This window comes from Pseudovibrio sp. W64 (assembly GCF_001623145.1).
Taxonomy (GTDB): Bacteria; Pseudomonadota; Alphaproteobacteria; order Rhizobiales; family Stappiaceae; genus Pseudovibrio.
On record NZ_LMCI01000030.1, the window covers coordinates 14,035 to 38,590 of the forward strand.

The window sequence follows — 24,556 nt, forward strand, 5'->3', positions numbered from 1 at the left end:
TTCTTTTCCGAATCTAAAAAGGCCGCGCCTCAGTTAAGAGACGCGGCCTTTTCTAAATTTCCGAAAACAGAAACAATCAGTTCTGAATGCCCAGCAAGCGGCAGACTTCGTCCAATTGCTCTACATTCTTGTACTTGATCTTAAGCTCACCAGTGCCCTTATCAGTCTTGTGAGCAATAGCCACCTTAAGACCCAGACCATCGGCCAGACGCTTCTCTAAAGCGCGTGTATCCGCATCCTTTTCAGGCTTCGGAGCAGCTTCTTTCTTCTGGAACAAATCCGGGTTCTGAGCCAGACGCTCTGCATCACGAACTGTGAGCCCCTTCTCCACGATCAGCTCAGCCAAAGCCGCAGGATCTTCTGCAGTGATCAATGCACGTGCATGACCAGCAGTGAGAAGCCCTTCTGCAAGATAGTCCTTCACAGAGTTTGGCAGTTTCAGCAAACGCAGTGTGTTGGCCACATGGCTCCGGCTCTTACCGATAACCTTGGAGAGTTCAACCTGGCTGTAAGAAAACTCTTCGATCAGCTGATCATAACCCAACGCTTCTTCGATAGGATTCAGGTCTGCACGCTGAACATTTTCGATGATCGCAAGTTCCAGCGCTTCCTGATCAGTCACCTCACGGATGACAACAGGCGCATCATGCAAACCAGCCTTCTGAGCTGCGCGCCAACGACGCTCACCAGCAATGATCTCGAAATGACCCGGCTTATTCGGACGAGGACGCACCAGAATTGGCTGTACAATCCCCTTCTGACGAACGGATTCGGTCAGGTTGTTCAGATCATCTTCTACAAATGATTTGCGTGGGTTACGTGGGTTCGGCTGAAGGTACTCAATCGGCACCTTCCGTACATCACGGTTACGTTCTGGAGTGGAGACAGCTGGCTCTGAGTTTACGTCACCCAACAGCGTTGCAAGGCCGCGCCCTAGTCGCTTATTGGTACGCCCTGCTTCCTCAGTTTTCGCCATTTCAATTCCACCTATCTACATTCTAGGAGCTCGGGAGTCGGTAGCCCCTTCCCGCACGCTCTGCGGGTCAAATAACAAATCTCTTTAAAGTAGAAGCGGCAGCCAGATCAGGCAGCCGCCATCCGCATGTCACGCTCTCGCTGAATAATTTCGGAAGCGAGTCGTAAATAAGCCTGCGAACCGGAACACTTCAAATCATAAAGCAAAGCAGGCTTGCCATAAGATGGAGCCTCGGAAACACGTACGTTCCGTGGAATCACAGTCTCATAGACTGCATCACCCATCGTCTCACGCACATCCTGTACAACCTGACTGGAGAGATTGTTACGGCTGTCATACATGGTCAACACAATGCCATGGATGCTCAGCTCTGAATTGAGAGACTGCTTCACCTGCTCAACGGTGCTAAGCAGCTGGCTTAGACCTTCCAGAGCAAAAAACTCGCACTGCAACGGTACAAGAATGCTGTGAGATGCCGATAAGGCATTGATAGTCAAGAGGTTTAACGACGGCGGACAGTCCACTAGAATATATGAATACCCTTGTGCCCTACCCATCTCAGCTGCCTGCGCCATACCTGAAATTGCATTCCGTAATCGGAATGTCCGGTCAGGTGCAGAAGAAATCTCCAACTCAACACCCAGCAAATCCATAGTTGATGGAGCAATCCATAAACGCGGAACAGCGGTTTCCAGAACAGTTTGCTCTAGCGTCGAATCTCCGCTCAAGACATCATAGGTAGAATATTCACGATCGACGCGATCAATCCCTAACCCCGTCGACGCATTGCCTTGCGGATCCAGGTCAATAATCAGGACGCGTTCGCCAATTGCGGCAAGCGCTGTGCCAAGATTAATGGCTGTTGTCGTCTTGCCTACGCCACCCTTCTGGTTGGCGATAGTCAATACACGTGGAGATTGCGGCAGTAAGCTCATCCGACAGCACCCTAGTTAGCGGTTTTCGGGTCAATTTTAGATAGAACCAAAACGCGACTTAGCGGATCTACTAGACTTACTTTTTCTACCAGATCAATTGACCAATCGGCAGATGCTTCTTCAATTTCGCGGCGAAAATCTTGACCTTTGTGGAAAACAGCAGTCGCGCCACGCTGTACAAATTGCGAAGAAAACCCGCAGAGAACCTGTAAAGAAGCTAGTGCACGCGCCGAAACACCCTCAATCGGAGCCTGCCAGTCTTTCGTAACGGCTTCGATTCTACCCGCATGAACTTTGACGTTACAGCCAGTCTCACGTGCCACAGTCCGAAGGAAAGCTGCTTTGCGCTGGTTGCTCTCAACCATATGCACAATGCCTTCTCCCCCTTCTTGCCTCAGCAACATCGCAGTCACCAATCCAGGGAAACCTGCACCGCTTCCGAAATCAATCCAGGAACGTGCATCCGGCAAACTACGCTGAATCTGAATAGAATCGGCCACATGCCGCATCCAGATATCATTCATCGTAGATGGTGCAATCAGATTCTGTGCAGGTTGCCACTTGAGAACGAGGTCCACGTAGATACTTAGACGTTCAAACGTTTCACGTGAAACATCCTCATACATACGCATGACAGGTGTAATCTGGCTGTAATCAGCCCTTTTTTCGAATGACATACTAAACAGCACCAGCAATGTTTTTGCCTGAGCGGCGAATATACGCAAGCAGCAAAGTCAGCGCCGCTGGGGTAATCCCATCCATGCGCGATGCCTGCCCGATGGTTGAAGGGCGCAAAGCTTCAAGCTTCTGGCGCACCTCGTTGGAAAGTCCGGTCAGTGAAGCATAATCAATCCGATCAGGAATAACCAAGTCCTCATCCCGTTTCAAAGCGGCAATATCAGCTGCCTGACGTTCCAGATAGACGGCATACATCGCATCTATAGAAACTTGTTCGGCACATTTGATATCGACATCCTTCATCTCATCAAAGATCTCAATGAGGTCTTCAAGAGTGATATTTGGATAGGCCAACAAATCAAAGACAGAGCGCTTCACACCATCCTGATTGATCGGCAAGCCATGCTTACGCCCCTCGTTGGGTGTAATTTTGACGGACTGCATCAAATCCTTGGTTTTCCGCAGTTTTTCCATCTTCGTTTCGAAAGCGACTCGACGCGTATCACCAATACATCCCCACTCAAGACCAAGTGGTGTGAGGCGCTGGTCCGCATTGTCTGCACGTAGTGTGAGACGATACTCAGCGCGGGATGTGAACATGCGATACGGCTCAGAAACGCCCCGTGTGATGAGATCATCCACCATCACGCCAATGTACCCGTCAGCACGTCCAACAGTCACTGCAGCGCCGTCTTGAGACGTTCTGGCAGCATTCAAGCCCGCCAATAGACCTTGAGCGCCAGCTTCTTCATAACCGGTCGTACCGTTGATCTGACCCGCGAGGTAAAGGCCCTTCTGCTTCTTCACCTCAAGCGTGTTTGTCAGTTCAGTCGGGTCGATGTGATCATACTCAATCGCATAAGCCGGTTTGAAGTACTCAACCTTCTCCAAACCCGGAATGGTGCGCAGAAACTGGATCTGAACATCCTCAGGCAGCGAGGTCGAAATACCATTGGGATAGACCGTTGGATCATCCAGCCCTTCAGGCTCAAGGAAGATCTGATGACCATCACGATCACCGAAGCGAACAATCTTATCTTCGATAGACGGACAATACCGAGGACCCCTGCCCTGGATCTCGCCCGAATACATCGCTGACCGCTTGATGTTGTCGCGAATGATCTGATGCGTCTCTGGGGTCGTGCGTGTGATGTAACACGGCACCTGACGGATCTGGATTTTGTCGGTCAGTGTTGAAAATGGAATAGGCTTTTCATCACCTGGCTGCTGCTGAAGGATATCCCAATTGATCGTGCGCCCATCCAGACGTGCCGGAGTGCCTGTCTTCAAACGACCAAGACGCAGACCAATATCTTCCAAAGATACAGACAAACCAAGCGCTGGCGCTTCACCATCACGACCCGCAGGAATTTGCTTATCGCCGATATGGATCAGACCACGCAGGAACGTGCCGGTCGTGATCACAACCGCCTTGGCCGAAACCCGACGACCATCACCAAGCACGACGCCTTTAAGGATATCACCCTCACGGATCAGTGTGTCAGCTTCACCTTCCACCACATCGAGATTATCAATCGCTTTAATCTCAGCCTGCATCGCTTCGCGATAAAGCTTGCGGTCAGCCTGAGAGCGCGGCCCTTGCACAGCTGGCCCTTTGCGGCGATTGAGCATACGGAATTGAATACCGGAAGCATCAGCCACCCGGCCCATCAATCCATCCAGCGCATCGATTTCTCGAACCAGATGCCCCTTCCCCAAACCGCCAATAGCTGGGTTACATGACATCACACCAATGGTGTCAAAGCGATGAGTTATAAGCGCTGTATGGGCACCCATGCGCGCAGCCGCAGCCGCGGCTTCACAGCCTGCATGGCCGCCGCCAATCACGACAACGTCAAACTCAAGATCAAAATTATCAGACATTTCGGTCCTGCATTTCGCCCATCTAAAAGCAGAGAAAGGACAAGCCACACTCTCTGCGAGCCTCTGGACCATATGAAGGCCGCAGATAAAACTTGGGGGAACTAGAAGGGCAACTACCTATTTTCTTGAAGACTTGATACAACAGGTCACGCGCTGGGTCAAAGAAAACAGCGCAGTGAGTCGCCAATGCCGCAGCATTAGTTATCCACGTGACTCACTAGCTTTTCCCCACTTACTCACGATTTTCAATAAATGTTTCACGTGAAACATGGCACTTCTACATCTTTTATTTACCAACGCAGAAGTCGCGGAAGATGACATCGAGCAAATCTTCAACGTCGATTCGACCTGTGATACGCCCCAGCTGATCAGCTGCTCGTCTCAAATCCTCACCTCTCAATTCAATCGGAAAGCCCTCCGCTTGAATACCGTGGTTCAGATCTTCCACACATTGGGTCAGATGAGAACGATGACGTTCACGAGTGATAAGCGGGTTTTCGATCAATCCGATATTTCGTTCCGCAAACGACTCGAGGCTTGATAGCAGCGCGTTCATGCCGCCCTCTTCACGAACGGAGACATTGATCTCTTCTGTCGTTTCGAAGGAGTCATGATCAGTATCAGGGCCCAGATCACTCTTGGTATTGAGACGCCAGATCTCTGCACCATTCTTCAGCAAGCTCTCCGGCAACTCCTCAGCAGTCACATTCGGCGCATGTGTCCAGAGAATGAGATCAGCTTTTTCAGCATGAACGAGAGCACGGCGAATGCCCTCTTTCTCAATCATGCCAGCACTCTCACGAATGCCCGCTGTGTCAATCAGCGTGACCGGATAACCACCAAGGTCCAGATGCACCTCAAGCACATCGCGGGTCGTTCCAGCTTCCGGCGTCACAATCGCCACATCACGCTGAGCCAGTTTATTCATCAAGCTGGACTTACCCGCATTCGGTGGACCAAGCAAAACAACCTGCAGACCAGAGCGTAGACGCTCCCCTCTCCGCGCATCAGAAAGGTGGGCAACAATCTGGTCACGAAGCTTCGCCAGCTCCACCCAGATTTCATCAGCCACAGAATCTGGAATGTCATCTTCATCGGAGAAGTCGAGCTCAGCTTCAATCATCGCACGGCTGCGGATCAGTGTTTCGCGCCACTGCGAATAGAGGTCACCAAGCGCCCCATCCATCTGACGCTGAGCCTGCCGACGCTGCGCATCTGTCTCTGCATCAATCAGATCAGCGAGACCCTCAACCTCAGTCAGGTCGAGTTTGTTATTATGAAATGCCCGGCGTGTGAACTCACCCTGCTCAGCTGGCCGTGTCTTTTCAAAGGTGGAAAGTGCACGCAGCACCGCCGCAACAACAGCACGGCCACCATGACAATGCAGCTCAACAGTGTCCTCGCCAGTAAAGCTTCCCGGGCCTTCGAACCACAAAATCAACGCATGATCCAGAACAGAACCATCTACAGGGTCCCATAATTTCTTAAGGCATGATTCACGTGAAACGGGGAATTTACCCTTAATCAGCTTTCTCAGGATTGGCCCGGACTGTGGACCTGATAAACGGATAACAGCAACGCCTGAAGGAAGTGCGCCGCTAGAAACTGCGTAGATGGTTTCCTGTTGTGTATTCATTCCACGTCCGGTTCTTTAACTGTATGATCTCGTATGAACTGCGTTAAACCTAGCCTTTACGCCAAGCAATACCTTGAACTCAGGATCACCTCTTTATGAGCAGAAATCGCTTAACGAACGCTTCAAGCCCTTACCTTCTTCAACACCAAAATAACCCTGTCCACTGGTGGGAATGGAGCAAGGAAGCACTGGAAGAAGCGCAAAAAACAAACAAGCCAATTCTGCTGTCTGTTGGCTACTCCGCTTGCCATTGGTGCCACGTCATGGCCCATGAAAGTTTTGAGGATGAAGCAACAGCCGCTCTCATGAATGAGCATTTCGTCAACATCAAGGTAGACCGCGAAGAGCGTCCTGACATTGACCAGATCTATATGCAGGCACTCCATATGCTTGGTCAACAGGGTGGCTGGCCACTGACCATGTTCCTCACGCCAGAGGGTGATCCATTCTGGGGTGGTACCTATTTCCCGAATGAAGCACGGCACGGCTCTCCTGCCTTCAAGGATATTCTGACCGCAATTTCACAAAGCTTCATTGCTGATCGCGACACCATTGAAGAGAACCGGCAAGCCATCAGCCAAGCTCTCAACAAGCCGCCATCAGAGGCCTCCCCTCTTTCTGGCTTCCTGATCACCGCTGCCGGCAAACAACTCTTCAACATGCAAGACGAGGAAGAAGGCGGCATGAAGGGTGCACCAAAGTTCCCTCAAGCCTCCGTTCAGGAGCTTATCTTCAGAACCGCCACGGCGCAAAAAAACACCTTCATGCGTGAGCAGTTTTTGAAAACTACACGAGCAATTTCACAAGGTGGTATCTACGATCATGTGGGAGGTGGCCTGGCTCGTTACGCAGTCGACTCTATTTGGCTAGTCCCTCATTTCGAAAAGATGCTCTACGACAACGCACAGTTTATCGAACACCTGTGCTGGGCCTATCAGGAAACGGGTGATGAACTGTTTCACATCCGAATCCAGGAAGTCGTCGATTGGCTAGAGCGTGACATGAAGCTTCCCGAAGGTGGCTTCGCATCTTCCATGGATGCAGACAGTGAAGGAGTTGAAGGCAAGTTCTATGTCTGGACTTATGATGAGTTGAAGAACCTCATCCCAACAGAACACTTCGAACTGTTCTCTAATGTCTACGACGTCACCCCAGATGGAAACTGGGAAGGCAACATCATCCTCAACCGGCGCCACTCCCCTGCTCTTCTGGAAGCAGCTGAAGAGGAAGCCCTGGCAACCTGCAGAGCAATCCTGCTTGAGCACAGAGCGACACGCGTTCCACCTCACAAAGACGACAAGGTGTTAGCAGACTGGAACGCTATGCTCGTCTGTGCACTCGTAAAAGCAAGTTCTCTTGTTTCACGTGAATCTATGCGCACTTCCGCCAAGGAGGCATTTGCGTTCATCACAGAGCATATGTTCCAAGATGGAAAGCTCAGCCATTCCTGGCGACAGGGTCAGCGACTGGAAGTTGGCTTTGCTTCTGACTACGCATGGTGTGCAAGAGCAGCTCTCGCTTTGTACAGATCGGAACCAAATCCGCTTGAGAAGCAGCGCTACCTAGAACAGGCAGAAGAGTTCCTGAAGATTCTGAAGGAGCGTTTTGCACACTCTAATGGCGCTTTTTACATGACGGATAAGGATGCCGACGACCTCATCCTCCGCCCCTATCACGCCTATGATGAAGCAACACCAAACTACAACGCCGTAGCCGCTCTCGCCTTCTCTGAACATTGGATCCTGACAGGTGACACATCTTCCCGTGATGTTGCAGATGGAACTTTGAATGCATTTGCAGCCGATGTTCCAAACAACATCTTCGGCACGGCATCATTACTCACAGCACTCGATACTCGCACCCGATTCAAGAAAGCGCTTGTGGTTTTGGGAACTGGTTCGGACGCGAATCCAATAATGCAGGCTCTGCATTCTCAAGCTGATCCTGCCCTCTATGTAGATGTTATTCCTGCTGGTGAAGCTAAGCCGATGGAGTTGGAAAACTCGTCCTGGAACACGGATGAAACCACTGTCTTCATCTGCTCAGAAAAAGGATGCTCTCTGCCAGCGACAACACCTGAACAGGTGAAAGAGCAGATCTGATCTGCAAATAAATTAAACGCTGACTCACAGTTTCACGTGGGTCAGCGCTCATAAATATACTTTTGAAAACATGGGTGATTCACGTGAAACATCACATAATTCACAGATCACCCATGTTCGAGTATTCAATTAAGTTCAGCTCTTGGATACGCTTTCAAAACGATCCTTCGTTAAACGGTAAAGCACATGACGCACCAACGGGTGATCATCCTCCAACATTTGATGATTGAAATCATCAGCTGAATTCCTCGTCATACCCAGCCGTTGCATGAGCTTTTGAGAACGTAAGTTCGTCTCCGTTGTGAAGCTCACAATCTCATCAATCTCAAGAGTTTCGAATCCGAATCCAAGCCAGATACGAGCTGCTTCCTGCGCTATCCCCTTCCCCCAGGCATCCGGGATAAGCCGCCAACCAATCTCCACACACGGATCAAACGGGAGTGGTATTGGATAAGTCGGAATGTTCAAACCACAAAAGCCAAGGAACCTTCCAGAAGCCCGATCCTCGACAACTGGACATGCGAACCCCAGCTCGTCCTGTTTAGCCATCAAACGCGCAAGCATGTGAGCACTCTCATCGTGAGACATCACATCCGGAAAAAACTCCATCACACGTGGATCCGCATTCATCTCAACTATGCCGTCCAGATCCCGCTCTTCCCACTTCCGCAATACAAGCCGCTCGGTTTCAATACGTGGGCACTTATCAATTAATGTCTCAACCATCTTCCCGTTCCAAATACTTCTCTTTAGAAAGGCGATACAAAACGTGTCGCCTCAATGGATGCCCCTCTTCAATCAAAGGATGATCAAAGTCCTCTGAAGCACCCCTCACCATTCCCAACTTCTGCATAACCTTCTCAGAACGCCGATTGACAGCAGAAGTGAAACTCACAACCTCATTTAAACAAAGAGTTTCGAATCCGAATCTAAGCCAGACATGCGAGGCTTCCTGAGCAATTCCCCTCCCCCACGCATCAGGTAACAACCGCCACCCAATTTCCACACACGGATCGAAAGGAAGCGGTTCTGGATAGGTCGGTATACCCAGCCCACAAAGCCCTAGAAACCTCCCTGAGGCCCGTTCTTCAACAACTGGAGTACCAAACCCATACTTCACCTGCTTCACAATGAGCCGCTCAAACATCCGCTCACTGTCCTGCTGAGACATCACCGCCGGAAAGAACTCCATCACCAGCGGATCTGCATTCATCTGAACAAGTCCCTCCAGATCCCGCACTTCCCACTTCCGCAACACCAACCGTTCAGTCTCAATACGCGGACATTTGTCGATGACATCTTCAATCATAGCCCTGCCCCAAATACCGTTGTCGTGTCATCTTGTAGAGCACTTGCCGTTTGAGCCGATGGCCATCCTCAAGCATAGGGTGCTCAAACTCTTCAACGCAAACCATACCCAGACGCTGCATCAATTTCTCTGAGGGAGAATTCTGCACGGGCGTAAAGCTGACAATCTCATTGAGTTGTAGAGTTTCGAGTCCGAATCTAAGCCACATTTGTGCAGCTTCCGTGGCAATTCCTTTTCCCCACTCACAGTGTAAGAGCCGCCAGCCGATCTCAACACAGGGCGCAAATGAAAGATGCTGCTGATACCCCGGAACCTTCAGCCCGCAATATCCAAGAAACCGCCCACTTCCCTTCTGAGTGATCACCGAAAAGCAAAAACCATACTGCTGCTGCGCATCCATATAACGCGCCAACATCTTCTCACTCTCAGCACGCGACAACACCGATGGATAAAACTCCATCACTCGCGGATCTGCATTCAGCTCCGCAAGCCCATCCAGATCTCGCTCTTCCCATTTCCGCAGAACCAACCGTTCTGTCTCAATGCGTGGACACCGATCAATCTCAGTCACTGGCTTGCTCATGGAACTTATCTGCAGAGAGCCTATACAAAACATGCCGGCATAAAGGGTGATCTTGATCTACGTTTGGAAAATCGAAATCCTCAGCAGGATCGTGTGTCATGCCAAGCTTCTCCATCACTCTCCGGGACTTGTGATTTTGCACAACAGTGTAGGCCACAACTTCATCAAGTTTGAGAATTTCAAACCCGAACCTGAGCCACCGACGTGAGGCTTCTCCTGTAATCCCTCTCCCCCAGACCTCAGGAAGAAGCCGCCAACCAATTTCAACACATGGCTCAAACGGCAACGATCCAGCATCATAAGAAGGAATTTCTAGTCCACAAAAGCCAAGGAATGAACCTGTTTCACGGTCCTCCATCACAGCAAAGCCAAAACCATCCTTCCTCTGCTTTTTCATCCCCAATTGAAACCCTTTTTCACAGTCTTCTAGGGACGGATTTGAACGGAAGAATTCATAAACTCTTTGATCAGTATTCAGCCTAATAAATCCATCGAGATCCCTTGGCTCACATTTCCGCAAAACAAGCCGTTCCGTCTCTAAACGTGGGCACCTATCAATCAATGTCTCAATCATTATTTAGCTCCAAAAAACTTTGCTTTGAAAGACGATGTAAAACATGTCGGCATAAAGGATGGTCAACCGGAACATTCGGAAAATCAAAGTCCTCAGCGGGATCATGTGTCATGCCAAGCTTCTCCATCACTCTCCGGAACTTGTGATTTTGCACGACCGTGATGGCAACAATTTCGTCCAGCTGAAGTGTTTCGAATCCGAATCCAAGCCAGAACTTAGCCGCTTCGACAGCAATCCCCTTTCCCCATGTCTCTGGGGTAAGCCGCCAACCGATTTCAACGCACGGCTCACATGGCAACGGCCCGCTGTAACTAGGAACGTTGAGACCACAAAATCCAAGAAAAGCATCAGTCTCTTTGTCTTCCACCACATGAAAACAAAAGCCGTGCTTTTCCTCCTATCTCATCATGATCTCAAGAAACTGCCTTGATTCATCTGGCGTATTCAGAGAGCGAAAAAACTCCATCACTCTCGGGTCACCATCCAGATCTCGCTCTTCCCACTTCCGCAATACAAGTCGCTCAGTCTCAATACGCGGACACCGATCAATCACGACCTCAGCCATTAGCTTGCTCGCGGAACCGATTAGCAGAGAGCCTGTACAACGCATGTCGGCATAAGGGATCATCAACGGGCACATTCGGAAAGTCAAAATCCTCGGCGGGATCATGCATCATACCAAGCTTCTCCATGACGCGTCGCGACTTATGATTTTGAACGACCACGATGGCGACAATTTCATCGAGTTGAAGTGTTTCGAATCCGAATCCAAGCCAGAACTTAGCCGCTTCTACAGCGATACCCTTTCCCCATGCCTCAGGGATAAGTCGCCAGCCAATTTCAACGCAGGGCCCACTGTAGCCAGGAACGTTGAGCCCGCAAAAACCCAGAAAAGTGCCTGTCTCTTTGTCCTCTACCACAGGAAAACAAAAACCATGTTTCTCTTGTTGCCGAATACTAATCTCAAGATACCGCTTGGCTTCCTCCGAAGATTGAAGAGATGGAAAAAACTCCATTACTCTCGGATCACCATTCATGCGGATCAGCCCCTCCAGATCCCGCTCTTCCCACTTACGAAGAACAAGCCTCTCGGTTTCAACCCGAGGACATCTCTCTATCAATATCTCTGTCATTCAATCGCCTAAAATATCGTTCTTTAGAAAGTCGGTACAAAGCATGTCGGCATAACGGATCATCTGTTTCAACACCGGGAAAGTCAAAATCTTCAGCTGGATCATGAACCATACCGAGCTTATCCATTACACGTCGCGATCGATGATTTTGAACAACAGTAAAAGATACAATCTCTTCTAACTGAAGAGTTTCAAATCCGAATTTAAGCCAGATGTTAGCTGCCTCGACTGCAATCCCCTTCCCCCAGGCTTCAGGGATAAGACACCAACCCATTTCAATGCACGGCTCAAAAAACATCAGCTCTTGGTAAAGAGGGACGTTAAACCCGCAGAACCCGAGAAAAGCTCCTGTGGCTCTATCTTCGATCACAGGAAAGCAGAAGCCATCTTTCTGTTGTTTGAGCAAATGTACTTCCAGCAGCAAAGGTGTTTCTTCAGGAGAGTTTAGTGTGCGGAAAAACTCTCCCACCTTGGGATCGGTATTTAGGCGATAGAGACCATCTAAATCCCGTGGCTCCCATTTCCGCAAAACAAGTCGATCAGTTTCAATCCGCGGACATTTATCCAAAGCTACTACTTTCATGAGTGTCTCATCTAATCTTGCTGCCAAGGTCCTCAGATAAAAAACCGCATCTCTCTGAGAACACAACCACATTTGCAAAAGATATTAAGCATTGTACCCTTCCCAGAAGTTGCAGATGCTTCATCAGTAGACATTTTTATTCAAATACATTGGCTTAAAAAATAAAAAAGCCCCGCTCACCGAATTGACGAGCGGGGCTGAAAAATTCGGTAGGCAGTAAACCTAGGTATTCATAGAGTCGAAGAAGTCATCATTGGACTTGGTCTGACGCAGCTTGTCGAGCAGGAACTCAACAGCATCAACAGTACCCATCTGGCTGAGAATACGGCGCAGAACGAAAGTCTTCTTGAGCTTATCAGCAGGAACAAGAAGTTCTTCCTTACGAGTACCAGAGCGTTGAATATCAACTGCTGGGAAGACGCGCTTATCAGAGATCTTACGATCAAGGATGATTTCGGAGTTACCGGTACCCTTGAATTCTTCGAAGATAACTTCATCCATACGGCTACCGGTATCAATCAGCGCCGTTGCGATGATGGTCAAAGAACCACCCTCTTCAATGTTACGCGCAGCACCGAAGAAGCGCTTAGGGCGCTGCAGGGCGTTCGCATCAACACCACCGGTCAGAACCTTACCGGAGGAAGGAACAACGGTGTTGTAAGCACGGCCAAGGCGAGTAATGGAATCCAGAAGGATAACAACGTCGCGACCATGTTCGGTCAAACGCTTTGCCTTCTCAATAACCATCTCAGCAACCTGAACGTGACGAGTAGCTGGCTCATCAAAGGTAGAAGATACAACTTCACCATCAACTGTACGTTGCATATCCGTTACTTCTTCCGGACGTTCATCGATCAACAGAACGATGAGGTAACATTCAGGATGATTGGTGGTAATAGATTTCGCAATATTCTGAAGGAATACTGTTTTACCTGTCCGAGGAGGCGCAGTGATCAAAGCACGCTGGCCTTTGCCGAGCGGAGCTACAAGATCAATAATGCGAGAAGAAATATCCTTGGAGGTAGAATTCTCGATTTCAAGATTGAAGCGCTCATCTGGATAAAGCGGTGTCAGGTTATCAAAGTGAACCTTATGTCTCGCCTTTTCAGGGTCTTCAAAGTTGATTTTGTTGACTTTTAGAAGGGCGAAATAACGCTCACCTTCTTTAGGACTACGGATCTGGCCTTCAACAGTATCACCGGTGCGCAGAGAAAAGCGACGGATCTGTGAAGGTGAAACGTAAATATCGTCTGGGCCTGGCAAGTAGTTCGCATCAGGAGAGCGGAGGAATCCAAATCCATCTTGGAGGACCTCTACGACACCTTCGCCGATGATCTCAATATCTTGCTCTGCAAGTCTCTTCAAAATCGCAAACATAAGTTCCTGTTTGCGCATGGTGCTTGCATTTTCAACGTCATGTTCCTCAGCAAAAGCGAGGAGTTCAGTTGCGCTCTTAGTTTTCAGGTCTCTGAGTTTCATTTCCCGCATCAATAGGGATCGTCTTTACTATGGGTTCTGGACTTGATTTAGCTTTAGAAGGATCAAGAACTTTCGAACACAAAACGTTAGGGGGGAATAGCAGCTCATCTAGATACGATATTTATCGACCTTCGAAAATCGCTAGGAGATCAGCGATCACATAAGCTACATCGTGAAGTTGCGGGGACAATAACTAATCGAATTGAATTCGGCAAGTGCTTATTGCCCACTAATTCTCCTAATTTTCCAATATTAAAATTCGAATGTTCGGATCACCTAGGGTTTAAAGATCACTAGGAACACAATTGCAACCATTAATAGTGTCGGTAGTTCATTAATAATTCTAAAGTAGCGCTCACTATTCTTATTTTGATCCTGCGCAAACTTGGTGACATGACGTGAAAGCATCACGTGATATATCGTCATCAGTATAACCAGTGAAAACTTCAGCATAAACCAAAGATCAAAATAAGCATCAAGCAGATAAACCAACCACAAGCCAAAAATCCAGGTGGCCATCATGGATGGAGCCATAATCGCCTTAAACAATCGGCGCTCCATGATCTTGAAGGTCTCGCTCTTATCAGAACCGATTTCAGCGTTCGTGTGATAAACGAAAAGGCGCGGCAAGTAGAACAATCCCGCCATCCAGGCAATCACAGAGATTATGTGGAGGGACTTCGCCCAGGAATATGCATCATCCATGATCCGCGCCTTATCTAATTCGCAGTGCCTGCTTACAGGCCTTTAACCCGCTTCACCATCTCAGCAACATGTTCTGGCGGAGTTTGCGGAACAACGCCATGACCAAGGTTAAAGATGTGCGGACCATTACCCAAAACTTCGAGAGCGTGATCTATTCCAGTTTCCAGCGCACGTCCACCAGCAACAAGGCGCATTGGATCCATATTGCCCTGTACAGGAACAATTTTCTGAATTTCCTGCGCCACTTCTGCCGGAACAGTCCAGTCCAGACCAACTGCATCAACACCAGTAGCTTCAACATAGCGCTTCAAGCGAGCAGCTGATGCTTTCGGGAAACCGATGATCTTTGCGTTTGGACGCTGAGCTTTCACACCATCAACGATCTTGCGGGTCGGACCAACAGACCACTGCTCAAAACCGATGTCATCCAGAACACCTGCCCAGGTGTCAAAGATCTGCAATGCATCTGCACCACCATCAAACTGAGCCACCAGGTACGTGATCGAAGCTTCAACCAGCTGATCAATGAAAGCAGTCAGAAGCTCAGGATCCTGATAGGAGCCGATACGAGCGGCAAACTGGTCCTGGGTGGTATGACCAGCCACAGAATAGCAAGCGACCGTCCACGGGGCTCCGCAGAAGCCCAGAAGGGTGGTTTCAGTCGGTAACTCCGCTCTCAAACGCTCGACTGTGGCGATAACAGGAGCCAAATGCTCCATCGTCCTAGCTTGATCAAGCTTATCAACGAGTTCTGTCGAAAGTGGTTCGAGAACTGGTCCTCGACCCTCCTCAAAATTTACAGGGTAGCCAAGCGCATCTGGAACAACGAAGATGTCAGAAAATAGGATGGCAGCATCAAAGCCATACCGGCGAATGGGTTGGAGAGTAACTTCTGTCGCAAGATCGGTATTGTAGCAGAAGTCGAGAAAATTCGGTGCTTGAGCTCGTACAGCTCTGTACTCAGGCAAATACCGTCCTGCCTGGCGCATCATCCAGATTGGTGGGCGCTCTAGTTTCTCGCCTGCCAAAACGCGCATTACCGCTCTTTCATGAGATTCCATAAATCGCCTCTTTTTCCCAAGCCTGCTTAAAAAGAATCTTCTTATTTGGAAGTTTCTATTTCTATTAGTGAGTGAATAGCAGGGATCAATTTAATTCCACAATTCCTAACTGAGAAAACCCTAATAGGAAAAGTCACAGATCAAAAACAAGCAAGACTCGCAACAGGAGTCGAAAACAAATTGTTTTTTCTAAAGATTCAATAGGTTACAATCTGGAAAATAACCACAGATCACAGTTTATCCCGTATGCTGTGCTGTGAATCTTTTGCGTGGGCAATGTGCAATCCCGTTTATCCAAGTCGTTTCGAAATCAGTATTCTCAAAATATGGAATTGTTGACGGATTAGGGTCAGCGGGCATTAATTTGAAAGCACAGTGAGATTTGGCTAGTTTTTCCAAGTCTCTTAGGAATGTTGAGGATGATACCTTGGGTAACCACTCTAACTACTTCCATTTACACATGGTTTCGGACTCAACGGGCGAAACTTTGATGACAATTGTGCGTGCTGCGACCGCGCAATATGAGAATATTCAGCCCATCGAGCATGTTTACCCGCTGATCCGGCATGACAAGCAGTTGAGTAGAGTCCTGGAAGAGATTGAATCTGCACCAGGAATTGTTCTCTACACCCTTGTGGAACAATCCTATGCCCGCCGTCTGGAGCGTAAATGTCAGGATTTGGGTCTTCCATGCGTTAATGTTCTCAAGCCCGTTTATCAGGTCTTCCATAGCTATCTGAACGTCACAGAAACGTGGCGTGTGGGCGGACAGCACGTGATGGATGAGGAATACTTCCAGCGCATGGAAGCGATGAACTACACCATGCTGCATGATGATGGCCAAATCGCTGGAGCTTTGGACGAAGCAGACGTTATTCTCGTCGGCATTAGCCGAACCTCTAAGACGCCAACCTCTATCTATCTGGCAAATAGAGGTATTAAGGCGGCTAACATCCCGCTCATTCCCAATATGCGCCCTCCCCGTCAGCTCCTGAAAGCCAAAAGACCTCTCGTGGTTGGTCTGATGGCCACGGCCGAACGTATTCGGGATATCCGCCAGAACCGCATTTTGTCGCTGGATGCCAAAACAGACAACGACACCTACGTTGATCGCAAATCAATTGCTCAGGAGATTGCGATGTCGAAACGGTTGTGTGCTGAAAATGGTTGGCCGCTCATCGATGTAACGCGTCGCTCTATCGAAGAAACAGCAGCCGAGATCATGGATTTGCTCCGAAAACATAAAAATGAGCAAAAAGAGACAGAAGAATATTGAGAAGCATCGCGCTTTATCCCAATAAACAGCACAAGAAATCCTCAGATTGAGAAAGCAGAGTATGACTCGACTGATTTTAGCGAGCGGAAGTAAAATTCGCGCGACTCTCTTAGAAAATGCAGGCTTAATTTTTGATCGTATTCCAGCAAATGTTGATGAGCGACAGATAGAAGAGCCATTGCTTTCCACTGGTGTGGATCCAGAAGTGATTGCAGCAAAATTATCCGTTGCGAAAGCGAAAGAAGTTTCCGCCCGAAATCATGGTGCTTATGTCGTTGGCGCTGATCAGATCCTGGCATTCGAAGGAAAGCGTCTCGTTAAGCCAGAAGATCTGAACGCAGCCCGCAAGCAACTCATGAGCTTTTCCGGCAAAAGCCACGCGCTTCATTCTGCAGCATGTGTTGTTAAAGATGGTGAAGTTGTCTGGGAAGGTATTTCGACGGCAATTCTGAATGTGCGTGAGTTATCTGAAGATTTTCTGGATTGGTACATTGAGCGAACCGGATCCGAAATTCTCTCCAGCGTTGGTGCGTATCAGTTGGAAGCTGAAGGCGTGCAGCTCTTTGATAAGATTGAGGGCGATTACTTCACAGTGTTGGGCCTGCCTCTCCTGAGCCTCCTCTCTTTCTTGCGCGAGATTGAGGTTTTGAAAAAATGAGGAACGCAGCTGTCACAGGACATCCTATTGGTCACTCAAAATCCCCTCTGATACATGGTTATTGGCTCAAACAGCACGGCATAGAAGGCAGCTACATCGCACAGGATGTGCCTCCTGAGACTGCCGAAAGCTTTTACAGCGCATTGGCTGAGCATGGGTTTGTTGGCTGTAACGTGACAATTCCAAACAAAGAGCATGCGTATAAATCTGCTGAGAAGTTGGATGATGCAGCCAAAATGATTGGGGCTGTAAACACGCTTTGGTTGGATGATGAAGGTGTCTTGAATGGCTCAAACACCGACGGTCTTGGCTTTCTGGGAAATCTCGACCAGATGCTGCCAAACTGGGATAACAACGGGAATAAAGCCGTTGTTCTGGGGGCTGGCGGCGCCTCCCGGGCGATTATTTGGGCGTTGCTGTCCAGAGAATACACAGAAGTGTATATCGCCAACAGAACACTAGAAAAAGCGCAGAAACTTGCAGATCATTTTGGCCCAAATACCATCGCAATTGAATGGGATAGTCTGGGGGAAAAGCTTGGAGAAGCGGATTTTCTGGTGAACACGACCTCTCTTGGTATGTCTGGACAACCAGAATTAAACATTGATCTTGATAACCTGTCGAAATCAGCAGTTGTGACGGATATAGTTTACTCTCCGTTACAAACCAAACTGCTTCGCAATGCTGCTCAGCGTGGCAATTCGACGGTTGATGGTCTGGGAATGCTACTTCACCAAGCTGTACCGGGTTTTGAAAAATGGTTTGGAGTTCGTCCGAAAGTTACTGACGAGCTTCGTGAGATGATCCTGAGAGAAATGGGACTTACCTGAATGGTTATTCTCGGTCTGACTGGCTCGATTGGAATGGGGAAATCAACCACCTCAAAGCTCTTTGCAGAGGCTGGAGCTGCTGTTTATGACGCAGATGCTGCCGTCCATGCGCTTTACACTGGCAAAGCTGTTGAACCTGTTGGCAGCGCCTTTCCCGGTACTGCTAAAGATGGACGGATTGACCGCGAAGCCCTCGGTAAAATCGTCCTTCACGACAAAGCAAAGATGATGCTTCTGGAAAGCCTCATCCACCCGCTCGTTCAGGAAGTTGAAACTGAGTTTCTGCACCAAGCAAAACTAGACCGTCGTAAGGTCGTTGTTCTCGACGTCCCTCTCCTCTTCGAGGTCGGCAAACACAAGGCTGTTGATGCAGTCGTCGTGGTTTCTGCACCATATGATGTGCAGCGTCAGCGTGTTCTTGAAAGACCAGACATGACAGAAGAGAAATTTGAGGCTATCTACGCAAAACAGTTAAACGACGCAGAAAAACGCAAAAAAGCGCATTTTATTGTCGACACTGGCCGAGGCGTTGAGCCGGCCCGTCGTGCAGTGGGTGCCATTATGCGCGCTGTGTCTTCTATCGCTTCTAGAACGGTGTAATTATGCGCGAAATCTCCTTCGATACTGAAACCACAGGCCTGAATCCGCTTGATGGGGATAGGCTGGTTGAAATCGGCGGAGTGGAACTCATAAATTTCATTCCAACGGGCCGCACCTGTCATCTCTACGTCAACCCGCAACGAGATATGCCAGAAGAAGCGTTCCGTATTCACGGCCTCTCTGCTGAGTTCCTTTCAGACAAACCGCTATTTGTCGATGTAGCTGACGAATTTCTTGATTTTGTAGGAGATTCTCGTCTGGTCATTCACAACGCTCCATTCGATATGGGCTTCATCAACATGGAGCTTGGGCGTTGTAATAAACCAAAAATTCCCAATACGCAGGTGCTGGATACTCTAAAGCTCGCACGCAGAAAGTTCCCGACCGGATCGGTGTCTCTGGATGCTTTGTGTTCGCGCTACAGCGTGGATAACACAAAGCGCGTATACCACGGCGCGTTGCTCGATGCGGAACTGCTGGCTGAAGTTTATCTGGAGATGAATGGCGGTAAGCAGAAAAATCTTGGTCTGGTGCCAGACGATGAAGCGATCGATCTAGATAAACTCAATGATGAGCCCAAAAAGCGCGTCGCAGCCAAGCAACGCCTAAACCCTCTCTCCCCTTACCTGTCAGAGGAAGAAATTGAGGCACACGCCAAATTCCTTGCTGGAATGAAATCTGACCCTGCCTGGAACAAGTATCTGAAGTAGGTTTCAAACAAAAAGCGCTCCAGATTTCTGAAGCGCTTCAAACTGTTATCAGAGCATAGATGGCAAAACGCGATCCGGTGGACGATGTCCGTCCATAAAGGCTTTGATATTGATGATGACCTTCTCACCCATATCAATACGCCCTTCGATTGTTGCTGAACCCATGTGAGGCAACACAACCACCTTGTCGGATGCCACAAGCTTCGGGTTGATCGCAGGCTCGTGCTCAAACACGTCCAGCGCCGCCCCTGCAAGTTCACCTGACTCAATCTGACGGATCAGCGCGTTTTCATCCACGATCTCACCGCGAGCGGTGTTCACGATGTACGCATCAGGCTTCATCAGCTTCAAACGGCGTGCGGAAAGCAAGTGGTAGGTACCCGGCGTATGCGGACAATGGATGGAGACGACATCCATGCGCGCAAGCATCTGATCCAGGCTCTCCCAGAAAGTAGCTTCCAACTGCTCTTCAAGCTCCAGAGGCTCGCGAATTCGATTGTGGTAATGGATAGACATACCAAACGCTTTTGCGCGTCTGGCGACCGCCTGACCGATCCTGCCCATGCCGATGATACCGAGACGTTTGCCCCAGATACGGCGACCAAGCATCCAGGTTGGAGACCAGCCGTCCCATTCCTTGTTCTCAATCTTCTTCATGCCTTCAGAAAGACGACGCGGAACGGCAAGAATAAGCGCCATGGTCATGTCTGCGGTGTCTTCGGTCATCACACCAGCTGTATTGGTAACTGCAATACCGCGATTGTTGGCAGAGATTACGTCGATATTGTCGACGCCGTTACCAAAGTTGGCAATCATTTTCAGATTAGGGCCAGCCTGAGCCAAAACCGAAGCGTCAATGCGGTCTGTAACAGTGGGGACAAGAACATCAGCAATTTTGACGGCTTCCACAAGCTCTGCCTGTGTGAACGGCTTATCTTGCTCATTCAACCGTGTGTCGAAAAGCTCGCGCATGCGTGTTTCAACAACATCCGGCAGTTTCCGCGTCACAACCACAATAGGCTTCTTTTTTGGCATCGTCCCCGCCTTCTGTCAAAAATTCGAAGTTTTTTAACCCTGCCCTAATCACCATATGAGTCAATGACTCAAAGGTCTTACAGGCTGTCAAAGTTTCATTACCAAATGTTCCGGTGAAAACAAGACTTGTCAAACACGTCTACATCTAATAGCAGCCACTATCGGAAATCGCGAGATCTAAGGTATGATACTTGTGTCTCGATTTTAGTGAAAATTACGGATTAGCCTACGGGAAGTTTTGGTATCACTATGAAAAATAAAAGCTTTCGTACTCTTAGTGCCCTTGCAGCTACTTTTCTATTATTCCTTTTTGTTTCCCCATTCGTAATCACCGCTCAGGCCCAGTCTGCAGGTTCTGGTGTATCTGGTCTTCCAGTTCCGCGTTTTGTCAGTCTTAAATCTGACAGAGTGAACGTTCGCAAAGGTCCAAGCAGAAACCACGACATTGGTTGGACTTTCGTTCGCAGCAGGCTGCCGGTTGAAGTCATTCAGGAATATGACGACTGGCGCCGCATTCGCGATTGGGAAGGCAAAGACGGTTGGGTTTTCAAAACCTTGCTGACTGGCTACCGCTCTGCACTGGTAACGCCTTGGCTGGAAAACACCGTTGAAACCACCCCTCTCCGTAAGCGGCCTGGCCCGAATGAAGAGATCATCGCGTTTCTTGAGCCTTTGGTTCTTGCTGGTGTTGTTGAATGCACAGATGGCTACTGCCGCGTTTCTGGCAAAGATTTTGAAGGCTGGATTGATCAGAGCAGATTGTTTGGTGTTTATAAGAACGAGACAATCAACAACTGACCTCGGCACTAATAACAGATCAAAGAAAAAGCCTCTGAGGAAACTTGGAGGCATTTTTTGTTTTTCACCTGAACAATCAAAAGAAACTTAGACAGTTTCCTTTGCGCGCATCAGCTTGTCGGCAGTCTTCAACTCTTTCATGCGTGGCATGGAAACGATGTTGTAACCAGAATCCACAAAGTGAACCTCACCAGTCACCCCACCAGACAGTTCTGACAGAAGGTAGAGACCAGAACCGCCAAGCTGTTCGGTTGTGACAGTCTGCTTCAGAGGAGAGTTTGCCTGCTGGAAATTGAACATCAACCGGGCATCTGAGATGCCTGCGCCAGCAAGTGTGCGAACTGGCCCTGCAGATATTGCATTCACGCGGATGCCCTGCTCGCCAAAGTCCATAGCCAGATAACGTACAGATGCTTCTAACGCTGCCTTGGCAACGCCCATAACGTTATAGTTTGGCATCACGCTTGTCGCGCCGCCATACGTTAGTGTCAGGATGGAACCGCCGTTCGGCATCAAATCAGCCGCTCGCTTTGCAATCTCTGTGAAGGAGAAACAGGAGATCTGCATGGTGCGGGCAAAATTATCGCGGGTAGTGTCTGCATAACGGCCACGCAGCTCAGATTTGTCTGAAAACGCGATCGCGTGCACGAGGAAATCGATGGAGCCCCATTTTTCCTGGAGCTGAGAGAAAACCTTGTCCACGCTATCAATGTCTTCCACATCGCATGGAAGAAGCATGTCGCAGCCAACACTGTCTGCCAGTGGTTTTACGCGTCGGGCGAAGGCGTCACCTTGGTAGGTAAACGCCATTTCTGCACCCTGTTCAGCAAGAGTTTTGGCTATGCTCCAGGCAATGCTGTGGTCATTGGCAACGCCCATAATCAGACCACGCTTGCCTTGCATAAGCTTGCTCATAGAAAACTCCTTTAATCAAAAGCTAAAGGAGCTGAGCAAGCTCAGGACCTCAAACTCAGTCTTTGTATCGCTTAAACACGACGGTCGCGTTGGTGCCGCCAAATCCAAAGCCGTTTGAAAGAACGCAATTCAATTCTGCATTATCTACGCGTTCTCTTACGATTGGCATATCCTCAAAATCCGGATCTAATTCTTCAATATGAGCAGAAGCCGCAATGAAATTGCCTTCCATCATAAGCAAAGAGTAGATCGCTTCATGAACGCCGGCAGCACCCAAAGAGTGGCCAGAAAGCGCTTTAGTCGCAGAAATTGGCGGAACCTTGTCGCCGAACACGGCGCGGATCGCTTCAATTTCTTTGATGTCACCAACAGGCGTAGAGGTTGCATGTGGATTGATGTAGTCAATGTCACAATCAACGTCTTTAAGCGCAATCTTCATGCAGCGAGCTGCGCCTTCACCACTTGGTGCAACCATGTCGTGACCATCAGAAGTCTGGCCGTAACCAACGATTTCTGCGTAGATCTTTGCGCCACGTGCTTTTGCATGTTCAAGTTCTTCAAGAACCAGCACGCCGCCGCCGCCAGCAATAACAAAGCCATCACGGTTCTTGTCATATGGACGAGAAGCAGTAGAAGGAGTGTCATTGTACTTGGAAGACATTGCGCCCATAGCATCAAACAGGTTGGAGAGTGTCCAGTCCAGTTCTTCGCCACCGCCCGCAAATACCACGTCTTGTTTACCCCATTGGATCAGCTCATAGGCATTACCAATACAGATATTGGTTGTCGCACAAGCTGCGGAAATGGAGTAGTTGACGCCGTGAATTTTAAATGGTGTTGCAAGCGTTGCTGAGTTCGTAGAGCTCATAGCTTTCGGAACAGCGGTCGGCCCGATGCGGCGTGGGCCTTTTTCACGGGTGATATCCGCAGCTTCAACGATCGCTTTGGTGGATGGTCCACCAGAACCCATGATCAGGCCTGTGCGGTCATTGGTAACCAGATCTTCGGAAAGACCAGCATCTTCAATGGCCTGCTCCATGGCAATGTAATTCCATGCAGCGCCTTCACCCATAAAGCGAGAGGTACGACGGCCAAGTTTTTCCAATGGATCCAAGGTAGGTGCGCCATGAACCTGACAACGGAAGCCGAGCTTCTCGTAGTCTTCAGCTGCAACAATACCGGACTTACCTTCGTAAAGGCTTGCTTTCACTTCTTCAGCATTGTTGCCAAGAGGAGAAACAATACCCATACCAGTAACAACCACACGCCTCATCTAAGGTCTCCCGTGGGTTAAGCGGTCCAATCGGACCCAATTCCAAAAAAGGGTTCGTCATTCCACATGACAAACCCTCGCATAATTTGATTACTTATTTTGCTTCGTCTTGAAACAGACCAACGCGCAGGTCTTTCGCAACAAAAATAGTCTCGCCGTCAGCTTTTACCCAGCCATCAGCAATTGCCAGTTTCAGGCGGGAGCGCATAACGCGCTTCATATCAACACCGAATTCCAGCATTTTTACGTCAGGAGTAACCTGACCTGTGAATTTAACTTCACCGGTAGAAAGTGCACGACCACGACCTGGCTCGCCGAGCCAGCCAAGATAGAAGCCAGTCATCTGCCACAGAGCGTCCAAACCAAGACAGCCAGGCATAACAGGATCGCCCTGGAAGTGACATTCGAAGAACCAGAGATCTGGATTAATGTCGAATTCAGAACGAATTACGCCTTTGCCGTACTCGCCGCCTTCCTCAGAAATTTCGGTGACGCGATCAAACATCAGCATAGGAGGAAGTGGCAGCTGTGCATTGCCTTGGCCAAACAGCTCACCGCGACCACAGGCCAGCAGAGCTTCTTTATCGTAGCTTGAACGCTTCTCGTGCATTCTATTCCCGCATAATTTGTCGTTTGTTTGAGGCCAGAAAAACGTAGGGTTCACCTTACCTAAACGTAACGATGGTTCTAAGTATTAACTGTTCGGGCCTTCCTAGCACACGAGCCCGAATATCGAAAGAGCGATGTATGTGAGTTTGCGTGTGCTCAATGTACGCAGTTGTGTTAAACTTATACTATTCTTATTATTGTTATAAGCAGTCCG

25 protein-coding genes and 1 pseudogene are annotated in these 24,556 nt (G+C 49.0%); 7 read left to right on the top strand and 19 right to left on the bottom strand.

Translation table 11 applies throughout. From position 1 onward, the window contains the following. Nucleotides 1–76 precede the first annotated feature (76 nt). The 5 genes from PsW64_RS12895 to mnmE form a co-directional block, all read right to left on the bottom strand. Complete coding sequence (locus tag PsW64_RS12895) at nucleotides 77–976, bottom strand: ParB/RepB/Spo0J family partition protein (protein ID WP_057463221.1); 900 nt, start codon at nucleotides 974–976, stop codon at nucleotides 77–79. A 107-nt stretch (nucleotides 977–1,083) separates the two neighbouring features. Further along, the gene (locus PsW64_RS12900) at nucleotides 1,084–1,911 is read right to left on the bottom strand and encodes a ParA family protein (RefSeq protein WP_063286220.1); all 828 of its coding nucleotides are present in this window, start codon (nucleotides 1,909–1,911) and stop codon (nucleotides 1,084–1,086) included. Nucleotides 1,912–1,922: 11 nt separating this feature from the next. Next, entirely contained in the window at nucleotides 1,923–2,588 is a 666-nt protein-coding gene (rsmG, locus tag PsW64_RS12905; protein ID WP_342633493.1) for a 16S rRNA (guanine(527)-N(7))-methyltransferase RsmG, read from the bottom strand. A gap of 1 nt (nucleotide 2,589) precedes the next feature. Then, a complete protein-coding gene (gene mnmG / locus PsW64_RS12910) occupies nucleotides 2,590–4,473 on the bottom strand; it encodes a tRNA uridine-5-carboxymethylaminomethyl(34) synthesis enzyme MnmG (protein ID WP_063303872.1) in 1,884 nt (627 codons plus the stop codon). 286 nt (nucleotides 4,474–4,759) lie between these two features. After that, nucleotides 4,760–6,109, bottom strand: a complete 1,350-nt coding sequence (mnmE, locus tag PsW64_RS12915; RefSeq protein ID WP_063303873.1) for a tRNA uridine-5-carboxymethylaminomethyl(34) synthesis GTPase MnmE — start codon at nucleotides 6,107–6,109, stop codon at nucleotides 4,760–4,762. A gap of 95 nt (nucleotides 6,110–6,204) precedes the next feature. Here mnmE and PsW64_RS12920 point away from each other — a divergent pair, with 95 nt between their 5' ends. Further along, complete coding sequence (locus PsW64_RS12920) at nucleotides 6,205–8,211, top strand: thioredoxin domain-containing protein (RefSeq protein WP_063303874.1); 2,007 nt, start codon at nucleotides 6,205–6,207, stop codon at nucleotides 8,209–8,211. Nucleotides 8,212–8,346: 135 nt separating this feature from the next. Here the strand turns inward: PsW64_RS12920 and PsW64_RS12925 are convergent, their stop codons facing one another. The 10 genes and pseudogenes from PsW64_RS12925 to hemE all read right to left on the bottom strand — a co-directional run bounded on the left by PsW64_RS12925 (nucleotide 8,347) and on the right by hemE (nucleotide 15,638). Continuing rightward, complete coding sequence (locus PsW64_RS12925) at nucleotides 8,347–8,937, bottom strand: GNAT family N-acetyltransferase (protein ID WP_063303875.1); 591 nt, start codon at nucleotides 8,935–8,937, stop codon at nucleotides 8,347–8,349. Beyond that, nucleotides 8,930–9,520, bottom strand: coding sequence for a GNAT family N-acetyltransferase (locus PsW64_RS12930; protein ID WP_063303876.1), 591 nt, complete (start codon nucleotides 9,518–9,520; stop codon nucleotides 8,930–8,932). The genes PsW64_RS12925 and PsW64_RS12930 overlap by 8 nt, the downstream gene beginning before the upstream one ends. After that, nucleotides 9,513–10,103, bottom strand: coding sequence for a GNAT family N-acetyltransferase (locus PsW64_RS12935; RefSeq protein WP_208980763.1), 591 nt, complete (start codon nucleotides 10,101–10,103; stop codon nucleotides 9,513–9,515). The genes PsW64_RS12930 and PsW64_RS12935 overlap by 8 nt, the downstream gene beginning before the upstream one ends. Beyond that, nucleotides 10,084–10,677: a GNAT family N-acetyltransferase gene (locus PsW64_RS12940; RefSeq protein WP_082831105.1), complete on the bottom strand. Its 594-nt coding sequence runs from the start codon at nucleotides 10,675–10,677 to the stop codon at nucleotides 10,084–10,086. Before PsW64_RS12940 ends, PsW64_RS12935 begins: the two co-directional genes overlap by 20 nt. Further along, a pseudogene (locus PsW64_RS12945) lies at nucleotides 10,670–11,242 on the bottom strand (GNAT family N-acetyltransferase). Before PsW64_RS12945 ends, PsW64_RS12940 begins: the two are co-directional and overlap by 8 nt. Beyond that, nucleotides 11,235–11,810, bottom strand: coding sequence for a GNAT family N-acetyltransferase (locus PsW64_RS12950; RefSeq protein ID WP_063303877.1), 576 nt, complete (start codon nucleotides 11,808–11,810; stop codon nucleotides 11,235–11,237). Before PsW64_RS12950 ends, PsW64_RS12945 begins: the two are co-directional and overlap by 8 nt. Continuing rightward, entirely contained in the window at nucleotides 11,773–12,393 is a 621-nt protein-coding gene (locus PsW64_RS12955; RefSeq protein WP_063303938.1) for a GNAT family N-acetyltransferase, read from the bottom strand. Before PsW64_RS12955 ends, PsW64_RS12950 begins: the two co-directional genes overlap by 38 nt. A gap of 222 nt (nucleotides 12,394–12,615) precedes the next feature. Further along, entirely contained in the window at nucleotides 12,616–13,881 is a 1,266-nt protein-coding gene (gene rho / locus PsW64_RS12960) for a transcription termination factor Rho (RefSeq protein ID WP_057463213.1), read from the bottom strand. Between the two features lie 267 nt (nucleotides 13,882–14,148). Continuing rightward, the gene (hemJ, locus tag PsW64_RS12965; RefSeq protein ID WP_063303878.1) at nucleotides 14,149–14,577 is read right to left on the bottom strand and encodes a protoporphyrinogen oxidase HemJ; all 429 of its coding nucleotides are present in this window, start codon (nucleotides 14,575–14,577) and stop codon (nucleotides 14,149–14,151) included. Between the two features lie 32 nt (nucleotides 14,578–14,609). Next, nucleotides 14,610–15,638, bottom strand: a complete 1,029-nt coding sequence (gene hemE / locus PsW64_RS12970; protein ID WP_057463211.1) for a uroporphyrinogen decarboxylase — start codon at nucleotides 15,636–15,638, stop codon at nucleotides 14,610–14,612. A 427-nt stretch (nucleotides 15,639–16,065) separates the two neighbouring features. Between hemE and PsW64_RS12975 the strand changes: the two genes are divergently transcribed. The 5 genes from PsW64_RS12975 to dnaQ all read left to right on the top strand — a co-directional run bounded on the left by PsW64_RS12975 (nucleotide 16,066) and on the right by dnaQ (nucleotide 19,712). Then, a complete protein-coding gene (locus tag PsW64_RS12975) occupies nucleotides 16,066–16,914 on the top strand; it encodes a pyruvate, water dikinase regulatory protein (RefSeq protein ID WP_082596851.1) in 849 nt (282 codons plus the stop codon). A gap of 61 nt (nucleotides 16,915–16,975) precedes the next feature. Then, nucleotides 16,976–17,572: a Maf family protein gene (locus tag PsW64_RS12980; protein ID WP_057463210.1), complete on the top strand. Its 597-nt coding sequence runs from the start codon at nucleotides 16,976–16,978 to the stop codon at nucleotides 17,570–17,572. Further along, nucleotides 17,569–18,402, top strand: a complete 834-nt coding sequence (locus PsW64_RS12985) for a shikimate dehydrogenase (protein WP_063303879.1) — start codon at nucleotides 17,569–17,571, stop codon at nucleotides 18,400–18,402. The genes PsW64_RS12980 and PsW64_RS12985 overlap by 4 nt, the downstream gene beginning before the upstream one ends. Further along, nucleotides 18,403–19,002, top strand: a complete 600-nt coding sequence (gene coaE, locus PsW64_RS12990; protein ID WP_063300551.1) for a dephospho-CoA kinase — start codon at nucleotides 18,403–18,405, stop codon at nucleotides 19,000–19,002. A 2-nt stretch (nucleotides 19,003–19,004) separates the two neighbouring features. Next, nucleotides 19,005–19,712 carry a DNA polymerase III subunit epsilon gene (dnaQ, locus tag PsW64_RS12995; protein ID WP_063303880.1) on the top strand — a complete coding sequence of 236 codons (708 nt, stop codon included), beginning with the start codon at nucleotides 19,005–19,007 and terminating at the stop codon, nucleotides 19,710–19,712. 48 nt (nucleotides 19,713–19,760) lie between these two features. Here the strand turns inward: dnaQ and PsW64_RS13000 are convergent, their stop codons facing one another. Then, entirely contained in the window at nucleotides 19,761–20,747 is a 987-nt protein-coding gene (locus PsW64_RS13000; protein WP_057463206.1) for a 2-hydroxyacid dehydrogenase, read from the bottom strand. A gap of 249 nt (nucleotides 20,748–20,996) precedes the next feature. Between PsW64_RS13000 and PsW64_RS13005 the strand changes: the two genes are divergently transcribed. Further along, nucleotides 20,997–21,545, top strand: a complete 549-nt coding sequence (locus tag PsW64_RS13005) for an SH3 domain-containing protein (protein ID WP_063286232.1) — start codon at nucleotides 20,997–20,999, stop codon at nucleotides 21,543–21,545. An 87-nt stretch (nucleotides 21,546–21,632) separates the two neighbouring features. Here the strand turns inward: PsW64_RS13005 and fabI are convergent, their stop codons facing one another. From fabI to fabA, 3 genes are all read right to left on the bottom strand, one after another. Continuing rightward, a complete protein-coding gene (gene fabI / locus PsW64_RS13010) occupies nucleotides 21,633–22,460 on the bottom strand; it encodes an enoyl-ACP reductase FabI (protein ID WP_063303881.1) in 828 nt (275 codons plus the stop codon). Between the two features lie 55 nt (nucleotides 22,461–22,515). Next, the gene (fabB, locus tag PsW64_RS13015; RefSeq protein ID WP_063286233.1) at nucleotides 22,516–23,733 is read right to left on the bottom strand and encodes a beta-ketoacyl-ACP synthase I; all 1,218 of its coding nucleotides are present in this window, start codon (nucleotides 23,731–23,733) and stop codon (nucleotides 22,516–22,518) included. Between the two features lie 94 nt (nucleotides 23,734–23,827). Next, complete coding sequence (gene fabA, locus PsW64_RS13020) at nucleotides 23,828–24,343, bottom strand: 3-hydroxyacyl-[acyl-carrier-protein] dehydratase FabA (RefSeq protein WP_057463202.1); 516 nt, start codon at nucleotides 24,341–24,343, stop codon at nucleotides 23,828–23,830. Between the last annotated feature and the right edge of the window lie 213 nt (nucleotides 24,344–24,556).

Coding starts and splice junctions, on each gene's coding strand:
- PsW64_RS12895 (WP_057463221.1), bottom strand. CDS start 976: ATGGCGAAAACTGAGGAAGCAGGGCGTACCAATAAGCGACTAGGGCGC.
- PsW64_RS12900 (WP_063286220.1), bottom strand. CDS start 1,911: ATGAGCTTACTGCCGCAATCTCCACGTGTATTGACTATCGCCAACCAG.
- rsmG (WP_342633493.1), bottom strand. CDS start 2,588: ATGTCATTCGAAAAAAGGGCTGATTACAGCCAGATTACACCTGTCATG.
- mnmG (WP_063303872.1), bottom strand. CDS start 4,473: ATGTCTGATAATTTTGATCTTGAGTTTGACGTTGTCGTGATTGGCGGC.
- mnmE (WP_063303873.1), bottom strand. CDS start 6,109: ATGAATACACAACAGGAAACCATCTACGCAGTTTCTAGCGGCGCACTT.
- PsW64_RS12920 (WP_063303874.1), top strand. CDS start 6,205: ATGAGCAGAAATCGCTTAACGAACGCTTCAAGCCCTTACCTTCTTCAA.
- PsW64_RS12925 (WP_063303875.1), bottom strand. CDS start 8,937: ATGGTTGAGACATTAATTGATAAGTGCCCACGTATTGAAACCGAGCGG.
- PsW64_RS12930 (WP_063303876.1), bottom strand. CDS start 9,520: ATGATTGAAGATGTCATCGACAAATGTCCGCGTATTGAGACTGAACGG.
- PsW64_RS12935 (WP_208980763.1), bottom strand. CDS start 10,103: ATGAGCAAGCCAGTGACTGAGATTGATCGGTGTCCACGCATTGAGACA.
- PsW64_RS12940 (WP_082831105.1), bottom strand. CDS start 10,677: ATGATTGAGACATTGATTGATAGGTGCCCACGTTTAGAGACGGAACGG.
- PsW64_RS12950 (WP_063303877.1), bottom strand. CDS start 11,810: ATGACAGAGATATTGATAGAGAGATGTCCTCGGGTTGAAACCGAGAGG.
- PsW64_RS12955 (WP_063303938.1), bottom strand. CDS start 12,393: ATGAAAGTAGTAGCTTTGGATAAATGTCCGCGGATTGAAACTGATCGA.
- rho (WP_057463213.1), bottom strand. CDS start 13,881: ATGCGGGAAATGAAACTCAGAGACCTGAAAACTAAGAGCGCAACTGAA.
- hemJ (WP_063303878.1), bottom strand. CDS start 14,577: ATGGATGATGCATATTCCTGGGCGAAGTCCCTCCACATAATCTCTGTG.
- hemE (WP_057463211.1), bottom strand. CDS start 15,638: ATGGAATCTCATGAAAGAGCGGTAATGCGCGTTTTGGCAGGCGAGAAA.
- PsW64_RS12980 (WP_057463210.1), top strand. CDS start 16,976: ATGACTCGACTGATTTTAGCGAGCGGAAGTAAAATTCGCGCGACTCTC.
- PsW64_RS12985 (WP_063303879.1), top strand. CDS start 17,569: ATGAGGAACGCAGCTGTCACAGGACATCCTATTGGTCACTCAAAATCC.
- coaE (WP_063300551.1), top strand. CDS start 18,403: ATGGTTATTCTCGGTCTGACTGGCTCGATTGGAATGGGGAAATCAACC.
- dnaQ (WP_063303880.1), top strand. CDS start 19,005: ATGCGCGAAATCTCCTTCGATACTGAAACCACAGGCCTGAATCCGCTT.
- PsW64_RS13000 (WP_057463206.1), bottom strand. CDS start 20,747: ATGCCAAAAAAGAAGCCTATTGTGGTTGTGACGCGGAAACTGCCGGAT.
- PsW64_RS13005 (WP_063286232.1), top strand. CDS start 20,997: ATGAAAAATAAAAGCTTTCGTACTCTTAGTGCCCTTGCAGCTACTTTT.
- fabI (WP_063303881.1), bottom strand. CDS start 22,460: ATGAGCAAGCTTATGCAAGGCAAGCGTGGTCTGATTATGGGCGTTGCC.
- fabB (WP_063286233.1), bottom strand. CDS start 23,733: ATGAGGCGTGTGGTTGTTACTGGTATGGGTATTGTTTCTCCTCTTGGC.
- fabA (WP_057463202.1), bottom strand. CDS start 24,343: ATGCACGAGAAGCGTTCAAGCTACGATAAAGAAGCTCTGCTGGCCTGT.